The organism is Burkholderia sp. S171 (assembly GCF_009766085.1).
GTDB lineage: Bacteria > Pseudomonadota > Gammaproteobacteria > Burkholderiales > Burkholderiaceae > Caballeronia.
In genome coordinates this window covers 37,580-49,944 of sequence record NZ_LMUF01000011.1, presented here as the reverse complement: position 1 = coordinate 49,944, position 12,365 = coordinate 37,580, and the positions used below count along the sequence as shown (strand labels likewise).

16 protein-coding genes and 1 tRNA gene are annotated in these 12,365 nt (G+C 54.1%); 14 read left to right on the top strand and 3 right to left on the bottom strand.

Going from position 1 to position 12,365, the window contains the following annotated elements:
• Window positions 1–5: 5 nt before the first annotated feature.
• The 11 genes from GSQ93_RS07830 to GSQ93_RS07780 all read left to right on the top strand — a co-directional run bounded on the left by GSQ93_RS07830 (window position 6) and on the right by GSQ93_RS07780 (window position 7,446).
• Window positions 6–1,217, top strand: coding sequence for a hypothetical protein (locus GSQ93_RS07830; RefSeq protein ID WP_158935066.1), 1,212 nt, complete (start codon window positions 6–8; stop codon window positions 1,215–1,217).
• A gap of 34 nt (window positions 1,218–1,251) precedes the next feature.
• Window positions 1,252–1,443 carry a hypothetical protein gene (locus GSQ93_RS07825; protein ID WP_158935065.1) on the top strand — a complete coding sequence of 64 codons (192 nt, stop codon included), beginning with the start codon at window positions 1,252–1,254 and terminating at the stop codon, window positions 1,441–1,443.
• A 9-nt stretch (window positions 1,444–1,452) separates the two neighbouring features.
• Entirely contained in the window at window positions 1,453–1,704 is a 252-nt protein-coding gene (locus tag GSQ93_RS07820) for a hypothetical protein (RefSeq protein ID WP_158935064.1), read from the top strand.
• Between the two features lie 9 nt (window positions 1,705–1,713).
• Window positions 1,714–1,917: a hypothetical protein gene (locus GSQ93_RS07815; protein ID WP_158935063.1), complete on the top strand. Its 204-nt coding sequence runs from the start codon at window positions 1,714–1,716 to the stop codon at window positions 1,915–1,917.
• Window positions 1,918–1,919: 2 nt separating this feature from the next.
• Entirely contained in the window at window positions 1,920–2,141 is a 222-nt protein-coding gene (locus tag GSQ93_RS07810; RefSeq protein ID WP_158935062.1) for a hypothetical protein, read from the top strand.
• 58 nt (window positions 2,142–2,199) lie between these two features.
• Window positions 2,200–2,802 (top strand): hypothetical protein, encoded by a 603-nt coding sequence (locus GSQ93_RS07805; protein ID WP_158935061.1) that lies wholly within the window; start codon window positions 2,200–2,202, stop codon window positions 2,800–2,802.
• A complete protein-coding gene (locus GSQ93_RS38020; protein WP_158935060.1) occupies window positions 2,795–4,099 on the top strand; it encodes a hypothetical protein in 1,305 nt (434 codons plus the stop codon). The genes GSQ93_RS07805 and GSQ93_RS38020 overlap by 8 nt, the downstream gene beginning before the upstream one ends.
• Before the next feature lie 24 nt (window positions 4,100–4,123).
• The gene (locus GSQ93_RS07795) at window positions 4,124–4,276 is read left to right on the top strand and encodes a hypothetical protein (protein ID WP_158935059.1); all 153 of its coding nucleotides are present in this window, start codon (window positions 4,124–4,126) and stop codon (window positions 4,274–4,276) included.
• Window positions 4,277–4,283: 7 nt separating this feature from the next.
• Window positions 4,284–4,529, top strand: a complete 246-nt coding sequence (locus GSQ93_RS07790) for a hypothetical protein (RefSeq protein ID WP_158935058.1) — start codon at window positions 4,284–4,286, stop codon at window positions 4,527–4,529.
• 706 nt (window positions 4,530–5,235) lie between these two features.
• Window positions 5,236–5,439, top strand: coding sequence for a hypothetical protein (locus GSQ93_RS07785; protein WP_158935057.1), 204 nt, complete (start codon window positions 5,236–5,238; stop codon window positions 5,437–5,439).
• A gap of 1,308 nt (window positions 5,440–6,747) precedes the next feature.
• A complete protein-coding gene (locus GSQ93_RS07780; protein ID WP_216857586.1) occupies window positions 6,748–7,446 on the top strand; it encodes a hypothetical protein in 699 nt (232 codons plus the stop codon).
• On the opposite strand, the gene GSQ93_RS07775 is transcribed toward GSQ93_RS07780, so the two are convergent.
• Complete coding sequence (locus GSQ93_RS07775) at window positions 7,443–8,459, bottom strand: hypothetical protein (protein WP_158935056.1); 1,017 nt, start codon at window positions 8,457–8,459, stop codon at window positions 7,443–7,445. The two genes, GSQ93_RS07780 and GSQ93_RS07775, sit on opposite strands and share 4 nt — an antisense overlap.
• A 267-nt stretch (window positions 8,460–8,726) precedes the next feature.
• Window positions 8,727–10,130 carry a site-specific integrase gene (locus tag GSQ93_RS07770; protein ID WP_158935055.1) on the bottom strand — a complete coding sequence of 468 codons (1,404 nt, stop codon included), beginning with the start codon at window positions 10,128–10,130 and terminating at the stop codon, window positions 8,727–8,729.
• A 131-nt stretch (window positions 10,131–10,261) separates the two neighbouring features.
• Here GSQ93_RS07770 and GSQ93_RS07765 point away from each other — a divergent pair.
• The 3 genes from GSQ93_RS07765 (at window position 10,262) to GSQ93_RS07760 (ending at window position 11,294) form a co-directional block, all read left to right on the top strand.
• Window positions 10,262–10,336: transfer RNA gene (locus GSQ93_RS07765), tRNA-OTHER, on the top strand.
• A 193-nt stretch (window positions 10,337–10,529) separates the two neighbouring features.
• Window positions 10,530–10,703, top strand: a complete 174-nt coding sequence (locus tag GSQ93_RS37600) for a hypothetical protein (RefSeq protein WP_174254593.1) — start codon at window positions 10,530–10,532, stop codon at window positions 10,701–10,703.
• 57 nt (window positions 10,704–10,760) lie between these two features.
• Entirely contained in the window at window positions 10,761–11,294 is a 534-nt protein-coding gene (locus GSQ93_RS07760; RefSeq protein ID WP_158935054.1) for a Fur family transcriptional regulator, read from the top strand.
• A gap of 667 nt (window positions 11,295–11,961) precedes the next feature.
• Here the strand turns inward: GSQ93_RS07760 and GSQ93_RS07755 are convergent.
• Window positions 11,962–12,294, bottom strand: a complete 333-nt coding sequence (locus GSQ93_RS07755) for a hypothetical protein (RefSeq protein ID WP_158935053.1) — start codon at window positions 12,292–12,294, stop codon at window positions 11,962–11,964.
• Between the last annotated feature and the right edge of the window lie 71 nt (window positions 12,295–12,365).

Here is a 12,365-nt window from a genome sequence, read left to right as displayed (position 1 = left end):
TTGGCATGCGCTACTATCGAATTTTGATAATTAATCAGGCAGGCGAAATCCTGATTCCGAATTTTGAGGGCCGCCCCGGTTTCACGGCTGTGCCGTTTGACACGCATGCTAGCACTTACACGTCTCTAAATTCCGGCGCGAATCCTTTTACTCAAGGCGGTTCAAACTATGCAGCGCAAAAACTCGAAATCGATATTGCACTGACTAGCATGGACAGTTCCCTGCCGGGTTCGTTCATCCGAGTATGGGGCGTTGGTCTTGCTGAGATTGCGCAGGCGTCGAACCTCAACGGCCAGATGGTCTACATCTACGCCGGAATGTCCCGAGGCCTGCCGCTGGCTAACCCCTCACAATCTGGCTTGATTGCCTGCGGGCAGATTTTTAAGTCGTTCGGAAACTGGACTGGCGTCGATCAGACGCTGGACATTTTCCTAACGGCAGGGGGTTCCAGCCCGAGTTCCAGCGCTGTGACCGGCCAGCCCGGACAGACGCTTGCACCGACGACCAACAACGCACCCGCCGCCATCGTATTTCAATGGCAAGCCGGTCAACCGTTGCTCAGTCCGTTAGTTAACACCTTGCAAACCGCCTATCCGCAATACAGCGTTGTCGGTGCTGTGCATGACGGTCTAGTGTGGGTAGGTGCGGCGGCTACGGGATTCTTTTACACGTTGAGTCAACTCGCAACGTATCTACGACAAAAAAGCCTTTCTATCATTGGCGGATATGCGCCTTCCACGGAACCCGGTAGTTATCCCGGCGTATCGCTGACGCTATCCAATAACACCATCACCGTGAGCGACGGCACGACCCAGACCACGCCTAAGCAAATTCAGTTCGTTGATTTGATCGGGCAACCATCTTGGGTAGATAGTTTTTCCGTAATGGCCTGCTGCGTGCTGCGAGCCGATGTCCATGTGAACGATTACGTGACGTTGCCTGATAACACGGTGGGCATTACCACGGCGGGCAGCAACAGCCAGTATTTTGCGCCGACGCTGGGGGCGGGCGTCTACACCAGTTTGAAAACCAAAAGCATTTTTAGCGGCACGTTTCAGGTAATCGAAGTGCGGCACGTAGGCGATAGCCGCGCCCCCGATGCAGCGGCATGGATAACTACGCTTAAGTTAATTCTGGCGAGTACGCCCGTACAGACGGTCACGGACTTGCCGGTAATAGCGAAGGCAGGACCAAACAAGTACGGATTTTCTTTATAACCACTTTACTATGTACTACTAAGGAGAGAACATCATGGCCGATTCTAGTTCTGGACGTAACAATCTCAATAGCGGTTCGGATTCAGCGAAGCATCACGGCTCGTTGCCTATTGATCGTTTCCACGATTCAGTGAAGCCCGGCGCATCTACACCGACTACCGGACCGAACGGTAGCGTTGTGCGCGATGAACGCCCGTCTGCTATTCCGGGTTCAGCCGTCAAATAGGGGTTGGAAATGAAAATCGATGAAATTGAATACGCGGTTCGGGCCTACCGCGAGATTGAGGCAATCAAAATGCATACGCGCATTAACTCGTTGGGCCGTCGCCAGCAGGAAAAAGTGGTGATTGCACGGCACATGCTGGAATTTGAATCGCGGGTTGCCGGTTTTCGTGAGTCGCTTGGCGCGTCCGACGCTGTGGAACCCGCGCAATCAATTGCGCAGGATGAACCCACGACGGCGCTAAAGCCCGATGTAAAGAGTTAGGGGCGTGACGTGCGAAAAGAAAGTTTGCAATCAATTGCGCAGTCGGCAATGAGATTAGGTAGCGTGGTGGTTATCGTGGGCGAGCAGAATTTGAAAATTCTCTGCGAAGTCGCCATGCAAACACCGTCAGGTTTGAGATGGTATGTGGACAATACTGAAGTACAGGCCAGCGAGGTTTCGCGCTTGCTGGATGTAGCACAACAAGGAGCTTAATTGTGCTTACGGAAATTGAAGACATGGAAGTGTCGTTCGAAGGGCGCTATAGAAGCCGTGACCGGCGCCTTGCTAGCGTGCAAGGGACGGCTCTTGGTGTTCTTAAGTTGATTCAACGTGCACGCGAATTCGAAGAAGTCGATGACAATATTCGTTGCGCGGCGTACTGGCTACGCCTAGCCGCGACCGAATTAGATGAATTGCTGAAAGCGCGAAAGGATTAACCGTAGTAGTCACACCCCATTCAACTGGCACGGAGGCCAAAAATGATTAGAGGCCGTTATGCCGGTGAAGATTATTGGAAAGCAAGCACCACAGAAGCCGCAGGCAGCGGAAGCGCCGCCCAAAGTTAAGCGTTCGCGCAAGCGCATTACCAATGTTGGTTATGCTCCAGAAGTATTCGACCGAATCTTTCAGTACGTTGCAGCGGGTGAAAAGCTTGCGGAAGCGTGCAGGCGTCCCGGCATGCCGAACGCTGTTACCGTGCGCCGCCGTCTGGCCGTAGACGACAAACTGAATGATCAGTATCTGGCCGCGCGGAAAATTCACCTGCATGCGCTGGCTGACGAGATAGATTGCCTGCCGGATCAGGCAATTGCAAAGATTGCCAAGCCAACGGGCACCGACTACATGGCGTGGTCGAAACAAAAGGCTGAAAACAGAAAATGGCTATTGCAAAAGCTGTTGACTGAGTTTCAAGGGCTTGAAGATGGTGGCGGCACGGTCACGCTGAATATCATCGGTGCACCCGACGCGCCACCCGCGCCAGCAGGTACACCCAGCAAACCGTACGTACCACCGGGCCAGCCGGTGCTTAAGATCGTGGGCGGTCCCCCGCAATCAATTGCGCAGCCTGCCGAGGATGAGGACGCGGGCAATGGCTAGTCGTACCATCCAGCTAATGCCGCTGCACCAGACCCAGCGAGACGTATATCGGGGCTTAGCAAAGCGTACCGTCATTCGTTGCGGGCGGCGCTGGGGCAAGAGCGCGCTTATCGAAGTAGTGGCGGGTTACGACGCACTGAAGGGGCAGCGCGTCGGTATTTTCGCGCCTGACTACAAGCGCGTTACCGAGATGTACGCAAATCTCACGCGAACGCTGAAGCCAGCTATCAAGTCGCAAAACAAGACCGAGCTAACCATCGAACTGCTTACCGGTGGCGTGATCGATATCTGGACATGCCTAGACCCGAACGCAGGCCGTAGCCGTAAGTACCACCGCGCCATTGTTGACGAAGCGGGGTTCATTCCAGGACTTGAAGAAATTTTCAGTCTGTCTATCGAACCCACGTTGCTGGACTACGGCGGCAGCGCCATTGTGTGCGGGACGCCAAAGGACATTACTGAAGACAATTTTTTCTACAAACTGTGCACCAACAAAATTGCTAGTGAAAATTGGCCGGTGGTGTGGACAGAGTTTCATCAACCAACATCGTCAAACCCGTTTCTACCCGCCACCGAAGTAGCAGAGCTAAAGCGAACCAAGCCGCCGCTGGTGTATCAGCAAGAGTACATGGCGGAGTTCGTTAACTGGACTGGCGAGAGCTTGTTTAAAGCCACCGACTTGCTGGTGGACGGTCAAGGTGTGGCCTATCCACAGCATTGCGAATTCGTGTTCGCCACCATCGACACCGCCGTTAAAGACGGCGCGGAAAACGATGGCACCGGCGTAATCTATTGGGCAATCAATAAGTATGGATCGGGCGCACCGCTGACCATTCTTGATTACGAGCTATTGCAGATCAGAAGCGACCTTCAGGTTAGCTGGATTCCATCGATCTTCGCACGGTTGGAAACGCTGGCGAAAGAGACCAAAGCCCGGTACGGCTCGCAAATGGGTATCTACATCGAAGACAAGCAAAGCGGTTCTATGTTGATCCAACATGGTGAGCGTGCAGGGTGGAATAGCCATGGAATTCCCGCTGAATTCACGCAGATAGGCAAGAGCGGACGCGCACAGATTGCCATGGGTCCGGTGTTTGAGCAGAAAGTAAAGCTGAGTCAGTACGCGTTCGACAAGGTAGTCGAATTCAAAGGCTCTGCCCGCAATCACCTGCTCACGCAGGTAACGGGTTTTCGCTTGGGTGACAAGGAAGCGTACAAGCGGGCGGATGACCTCGCGGACTGCTTTTTTTACGGTGTTATGGCGACCTTCGAAGGCGAATCACCAGTACTTTTTTGACCGTAAAATTTCGGAGTACATATCATGATCGAAAATACACCCAATCCTAATGTTGCTGTTCCAAAAGAAACCGCGCCAATGGCCGCCGATACCAAGGCCGATAGCACAGACCGGCAAAACCGTTCGCTGGTGAAAGACCTGCCGCCGGGTGACATGAAACCCGCCAACGCCAAGTAGGTGCGCCATGAAGACTATTTATCAGTGGCTGTCCGAAATGGAGGCCGAAGCGATGGCCTGTGCACCCGCGCCCGCACGTGGACATGTGATTTTTGTATCTGGTCGCACAAGAATTGACGTGAAATACCAGCCGAAAACGGACCGGCTTACATGGCTTGTGGATAACCGCGTGGCAGACCGTGAAATAGCCAGCAAGGCGCTGGAGCATGCACGCGCATTCAAAGACCTGCCTTTTCCAGCTAAGCGGGGATGATTGTGGAAGAACAACCACGTATGTTCGTCGTGCAATCAATTGCGAAGGCACGTGCACAGACTTTTGAGGGACCTGCATACAGGCCTTGGGAATGGCCGGGCCATCATTCCCTGCCGCCGCCACCAGACCCGCCAAAGAAAGCATACGGCCACAACGATGACAGACCGGCTAGAAAGCCCGTCGATAACCCTAATATGGTGTGTGTCACCACGGTAGAAGGGAAACGAAAATGGACGCTATCCCCGCAGCTTGTTGAGGAAGTACAGCGGCGCGTTCAGGAAGGCGAGAGGACCAAGGCCATAGCCAGTGCTTTAAATCTGCCCGTTAGCACGATAAACAGGGTACGGACCGCTATGCGCAAGGAAACGGTGGCTAAGCCGGTGGCGCAAGAGCGGTGTCAAGAGCCGCAGCGTACGTTCGTTATCGATTGGAAATCCCGCCTTGCTGCTGTTGAATACAGTGTTCCGCCTACAGGATGTTTGCCACGGAAAGGCCGCAAGTGCGTAAGCAGCATGACACGCGGACAGTTGGCCGAAGCACTTAGATCGCACGGCGTGCTCGTACCGCTCGCAATCAATTGCGCAGCACCTGGACAACAGCCGTGCGCAATCACAGGAAAGCCCGTAAAACCCCGCAAAACGCAGTACGCAAACAAAAAATTCGTGGGCGAAAAAGGTTTTGATGTTGAAGAACTATGGAGAGAAACATGCGCGACCTAGAGCGAATCAAAGCGCAAGCCAACACTTGCGTGATATTCACCGATGCGCATCCACAGGGCGTACGCGGGGTCATTCATATGGCGCGCACGCAGGCTATCTACTGTCACCCTGTAGACGGCGGTCATGTATGGACGATCAACGGCGAGCACGTGCGTGAAAGCACGGTGCGTTCGTTGATATCAGGTGGTTGACGTGCGCGTGCAACCGCCGCCACGCAATCAATTGCGCAACGCCGCTATCCGCACGTCAGTAGTAGACCCCCTAAAAGCCCTATAAATAGGCCAAAATAGTAAAAAAATCGCGGGCGGCCGAAGGCCGGAAAGAGGTGTTGATTTTGAAGTACTACACGTAGCGTATATCGGCACACTAGAGCGTCTTAAAGCCGTATAAGCACGTACAAACAGCTACACAATGCAAACACTTTTGGCGCGTTCTCGCGATTTGTAATTCTGCAATTTCACCGGCAAATAGCACGTTCACACACTGGTAACGCCTGTCACGCACTGTAGTCCGCTGCGGGATGCAAAAGTCGTTCGTTCGCCAAAGTGCCAATTAGTCAGCGTAGCGCGTGCGTGCGCGCAAAGAAATTTTCAGCCCGCCCGCCGTCCGTCTTTGATCGTCGTGCAGCAAGTGCGCGCTGGCCCCGAAAAGCTGGAAAATGGCGATAAAATAAAGGTGGATGCGACAATGAATAGTTGTTCGATAGGGGGTGTGAAAATTCGCTGATAACGCGAAATTCGGTTGATAGAATCCCTTATGTAAAGTGACTCTTACAGGCCCTTTTATGCAAGTCTTTGATAGTAAATATGTTATTCACCTGTAAACAGCGAGTAAGTCCAAAATTCGTAATAAAGGCTCGAATACGCCACTTTCCTTACCAACTGGCTTACAGGTAAGGTTTACAACGGTCGAATAATAGTTGTCGGTGCATGGTTTTACACGCAATCAATTGCGCAGACAGAGTTGTTCAATACATCGCGCTATGATGACGATCCTAACGACAATAAGCGTGGGCGTATGAGATTTCGGACCACATTCCTATACGCCGTGACCTGTGCGTGCTTGCTCGATTCGCAGGCGCACGCGCAGGATGCACAACCCCCCACAGACACCGATCTTAAGGCCGCATACTGCGTTGGCTCCATTCAGCAGAGCCTAGCGAACATGCCGTCCGGTATGCCTGAGGCGTTCGTCAAAAGCCAGCAAGACCGACTCAACCACTTGCAAGCCTTTGTAGTGCCTCGCATGCAGTACGTTGATCCCTTTGGGCTTGCCGCAGCACGCGGACGGGGGCAGACCGACGAGCAGGCGGTTACCGCGCCGGATATGCTAGCGTGCGTTTCCCGTTGCACCACCTCGCCAACCGTTGACGCGGTTACGGCAATGAGGCAATGCACACTTTCTTGCGACACCGAGCACCGATTGCCGCGTCTTTGGGCTTGTGGTGACCTTTCGTGGTTGCCCTTCTAATAAAAGTATCTGCGTTTACCGGTGGAGTCATGAACGACAACGATATATCGGCCAATGAAGCCGATCCGGTTAAACCCCGACCTATGGAAACGCCGGTCAAACTATTTACCGTGACCGCAGCTAACGGCGAAGACATGTTGCCTATGGTGCAGGAGTTCGCACGTTTCATCGGGCTTGAGCAGGCAGCGCCGGGACGCCATAGCTTGTTGTTAGTACTCGCGTTATTTGGCGGCGCGCAGTCGGGCATGTTGAACCCCGCAAAGGTCGTGCGCGAGATATGCGCGTTAGAAGGCATCGGGCCGCCCAGCAAGTTGAAGCCGCCTATCCAAAACAAGCATCCACCGCTGAAGGGCCTATGGCATAAGCACTATCTGGAAGATGGGCGGCGGGCCATGGCGAGCAATATAAAGAAGGGGCTGGGACGCTTTGGCCTTCCGTTGATGCAACAGCGTGCAGATGACGCGGCAGCGGCGGGTATAGAGCGCCCGGTCCCGCTGGATGAACTTGACGAGATAATCACCGATGGCGTGTACGGCAACTGGATGCGTCTTGCAGCATCAGAAGCACTAACCGGTGAATGGCTGGTTTTTGCGAAATACGAAGGCCAGAACTATTACCTTGCGCTGGCGACCCACGACAGCAACACACATGATCAAGTGCGCCAGAAGATTGACGCACTATGCTGTGAGGAATTTCCTTTCCTCGCTAAGTTGCTTGCAGACGCTTAGTCAGTGCGAGGATTTGGCCGTGCAGACTCTACGCCCACGCTTCTCAACCATTTGTCCGCGCACGTTCGGAAGGCCTTTAAATCACGATAGATCGCCGCATCCCGCTGTTTGAGTTTTTTGGTGGATGCGACGAGTTCCCTACGCTTGACTATTGCCGATCCCATTTGCTGCGGGGCACCCATTGAACCGGTGTCATAGGAGTCAAATTCCCGTATCAGCACGTTATTGGCTTGGAAGGACGAGATAAGCCCCTTAGCCTGTGCATAGATGACGACAATCAACCGCCGCAATTTAGCGTCAGGTACCTTGCCTACCCGCGACGACGCCCCGTTGTAGATCGTAAAAGCGTCTGCCGATACCGGATAAACATGGTCGAGATAATCTTCTTCCTCGACCGCCAGCAATTGCTTACGTGTGTCCGACGAATATCCGTACCACACTGACTTTAATTCTTCGCGAATGGCCTCAACGAATGCCACTGTCTCCGTTAGCTCTTTGGCAGATTCGTCGGCGGCACGTCGCGCCTCAAGTTCGCGGGTGTCGCGGTATTGTTTGTTCGAAATCCATACCGCCGCCAGAATCGCACCGATGGACCCGACAGCCTGCACCCATGCTGCAACGGCTTCAGAGGTTTCGGCTGGATGGTGGAAGTAGGCGCTTGCGCCCATGACGCCCGCTATCGTTGCAAGTGGTATTTGCCACCCGTCGATTTTCATTGCATGCCCCCGTTTTTGCCCGCCAGCATAGCACCGGCAGGCCCGCGCAATTGATTGCGCAGAACGGACGAGCGTTTCACGGAATGCAGATGGTGTTGCGGCTTTCGTTGGCACGCTATCGGCAGCAGCACGGTAAAATGCCGTGTCCTTAGGCGATGGCCCTCTCAGCGTCGATGCCCGCCCGCCCGTCAAACGGCGGTTTTTTTCGTGCGCTAGTCCGGTGTTGCCCGCATGACCGGCGCAATCAATTGCGCGCATCACATTACCGGCGACCAACAGAAAAGGGCTTCCGGTCATTACTGGCCTTAAAGATACGGGCGAACAGTTTCACCACGCCACCAACTCATTTTACCGTCTTTGCCATCGGGTTTAGGATATCTGCCCGACGCTATACCCTCATAAAACACCGATTTTTTCACATTTAACAGCCGCATTACGTCGCCAGCGCGAAGCCGGGGAGATAACGGTGCTCTATTAATAATATGAACTGCCATGTGCGCCCCGACTTATTAACTCAAATGTTTAAATCGAACTCCATAATACTCCGGTTTAATCCGTTGTGCATTATGCCGCGTGAGGAAATGGCAACACCTGAGCAGCTAGAATTTCATCCAAGTAATTGCCCAATGCCGTCCATGCCGCCCGCATTTCATCCGCATAATCGTATTGCAGGTAAATACGGCTTAATTTGTCGGCTTGTGCGTGATTCAGGCATCGATGCGCCACACCCTCCGGAATATGAAGGACCTGCATTAGTGTTCCGGCCGTGCGCCGCAGATCATGACAGCGCCACTCACCACCGGGAAGCATTAGCGCGTCTACTTGTTCGGTACGACCTGCAATAGGGTTACCGTTGTCACGCTGACGGTCTGCCAGTGCCTTACCTACCGTTTGGTTATTCAGCGGCTTTAGGCGGTCGGTGCGCGAGGGGAACACCCAAGCACTACGCTTATCGGCATCAAGCTTTTGTCGTTTGTCCCATAGTGCTTGGAATTGCCGCAGTACGAAATCGGAGAGGTAAATGGTGATCGCGGTTTGAGTTTTAGTGTTTTCTTTGGGGATTGACCAAGTACGGGCTTGTAAATCAATATGCCCCCATTCAGCCGCAACCGTTTCACCTACGCGAGTACCACAACCGAGCATGACCCAAACAGCGGATTGCACAACCGCCGTTAATCCTGACTTGGACATTTTCTCTTTGAGTGCCTTGATTTCATCAACGGATAACACACGCGTGCGTTCATTGTCTGAAACAGGATCGTACGCGCCGCGCACTACGTCAGTGTCTTGAATTGCCAGTACATCGGATTCCACTAACAAACGTTTCCACGGTTGATTACTCTCGCCATACCGGAACATTTGTTTTAAGTCCCGCACGATCATGACCGCCAGCCGATTTGCTTCGCGGTTGGACACTCGACGCACAACGTTTAACACATCATTTTTTGTGATTTTCGTGAGGAGTGTATTACCCAAGAACGGCAGTACGTCCTTTTCCAACATGCGTTTGGCTTCAGCGCCACCGTCTTTACGACCTTTCTTGCCTCGCTTGACCGATATTTCCGCGTGCCAGACATCGAAAAGGTTTTGGACGGTCTTTTCGGCATTGCGCTGCTCTTCGCGCGCGCGATTTTCAGCTTCCTTGTCATCGATCAAGGTTTTAGCGTAATCAACGCCTTGCCGTGCGAGCGCTTGAATATTGGCGGCGTGAACCAAAGCATCTTTCCAACTACAAAAATCCGGCCCGCTTCCGTAGGGTTCGGGGATTCGGTACTGCAATTCCTTGCCGTCTACGTGATAACGAACGAGCCAAGTTTTTGTGCAATCAATTGCAACGCGCATGCGCAGGCCTCGACCCGCTGTTATTTGGTAAGGCTTGTCTTTGGCCTTTGCCTTAGCGAATGTCATCGCCGACAGCTTTTCATCGCCTAAGCTTTCATCTGCTTTCACTGTAAGGTTCTTTGCCACGTCACTCTCCGTGTACGGAATTTGTACGGTTTTAGTCCGGATTCCAGTGTACGCGTGCGGAGCAATGCGGAGTGATAAATCGTCGTTAAAGCCTTACTGGATAAGGGTAGTCGGAATATTGCGGAGCTTAGCGGAGTGTCGCGGAGTTGCCTTTTTACCACTTTGGGATCAGAGGGTCGAAGGTTCGAATCCTTTCGCTCCGACCACGTTTTAAATGAAAGGGTCACGAGTTTAACTCGTGACCCTTTCGCCATTTCTGGCACTGTTGCATCGGCTGAGCGCTGTGCCGCAGCCGCCCAGCGTGTCCGTTCTCTCGCAAATCCCCGATATCGTTTAATCTTCTGCGTTCACCCTTCGTATTCGTTTCTGAACTTCCTGAACTTTATTTCCGGGCCGTCCATGCCGCGTTTCGCTGCTTTGCTCATCTGCTCCCTATTCCTGTCCGCCTGTGCCGACGCCACCGTGCCGCATCACACGCCGCCGCAAGATCCGCCCGATTACAAAGGCGTGCCCACCGATACCACGCCGCCGGTCATGATCATCGCGCCAGCCAAGCCTGAGCAGCCGCAGTAAAGCCATGACGCCGCGCGCCCGAAGCTTGGCCCTCATGCCGCAGCGTATAATCCGCCTATGAAAACGCCCGCCAACGACGCCCAGTCTCACGCCCACTCGTCCGCCGACGCGCTCCAGGCGGCGGTCACGATGGCCGACGACTATTGTCGCGAGCGTGGCCAGAAACTCACGCCCATTCGGCGCACCGTGCTCGAGTTGCTGCTGGCCTCGGGCCGCGCGACCAAAGCTTATACGTTGCTCGATGAAATGCGGGCGATGCATCCGAACGCGTCGCCTCCCACGGTGTATCGGGCGCTGGATTTCCTGCTGTCGGCAGGGCTGATTCATCGGATCGAATCGATCAACGCGTTCACCGTCTGCCACGACCTCACGCATTGCCAGCACGGCGTGCTGATTGTTTGCCAGCAATGTGGCCGCGTGACCGAGTTGCAGCAGCAAAAACAGTTGCGCCAGAGCCTGATGTCACAGGTCGAGGCGAGCGGATATCGGCTGGCGGGCGACGACATTGAGTTAAAGGGCATTTGTCCGGCATGTCAGGCCGCCGAAGACCCCAGCGCGCATCAGCACGATCACGACCACGCGTCGCATTAATCTCCGCACGCAACGCGTAAAATTCAGCGCAAGCAAAGGCCGTTTCCGACGCCAGTCGGAAACGGCCTTTTTGTTGTGTTCCTTAGGCAATCCCGGTACGGATTCTTTACGACTCCCGCCGGCTCAAAGCAATCTCGTAAGCAGAAAGCCGGAGCAGGGCGCTAACGCTCAATTGATAACCAAATAAAGCGAAGCCCCGGTGCGGGCACACCGGGGCTTCTGACCCGAAAGGACTGTTCGCGCAGAGAATCTCGGGCTGAACGTATTCTAGAGTGCATCAATCGGGCTGATTGTGATCACTTGTATCAACGCGTAACCCAATGTGCATGGGCGTTTCCAGAGGTTAAGGCTGTCTGGTCAACGAAGGCCGCGACACGTAATTACTACGAGCGGAAAGCGGATTACACGGCGGCTTATGCGAATTTCTTGCCGCAAAGGTATGATCCCATTTCCTGATATCGATTCCCGATCATGACCTCGTTGTGGATTTTCCTCGCCATTTGTCCGATCGCACTGGGTTCGTTGCTCGCGTTCGCCTCGCATATTGACCCGTTGTCCGGTCACTGGCGCGGCGCGCAACTCCTGGGCTTGCTGGGTCCACGAGCAAACCGGGCGGTGAGTGAACACGTTGCTCGCCTCGGCCGATCGATCAAGAAACACGCGAGCGCTACTGCTTGCAGCGAATCACCATCGACCGGTTCTTGACGTTCGCGCCGAAAATCCCGGCCACGGTTCCACCTGACGTCGCCCCGTTGTCGACATCTTTCGACACCACGTCGTAGCCGTACGATCCGCACATCTCGCCCGCCTTCTTGTAGCATTCCGCCCAGCTCGTACTCGCGTCCCCACCGCTGCAATTGATTGCAAAACCGGTGTCGCCGGACGGCAGATAGGTCATCTTCGCCGAGTCGGCGCAGCCAGCGAGTGTCAGCGCAACCGCCATTGCTGCAGCCGTCGCGGCTACCTTTCCGAGCGTCGTGGCGCAAACTTGTAATTTCATCGATTCTTCCCTGTATTTGATTGGGCATGCCCGCCTTCATTGAGCGTGCCCGTCTTCAATTGAGCGGCGCG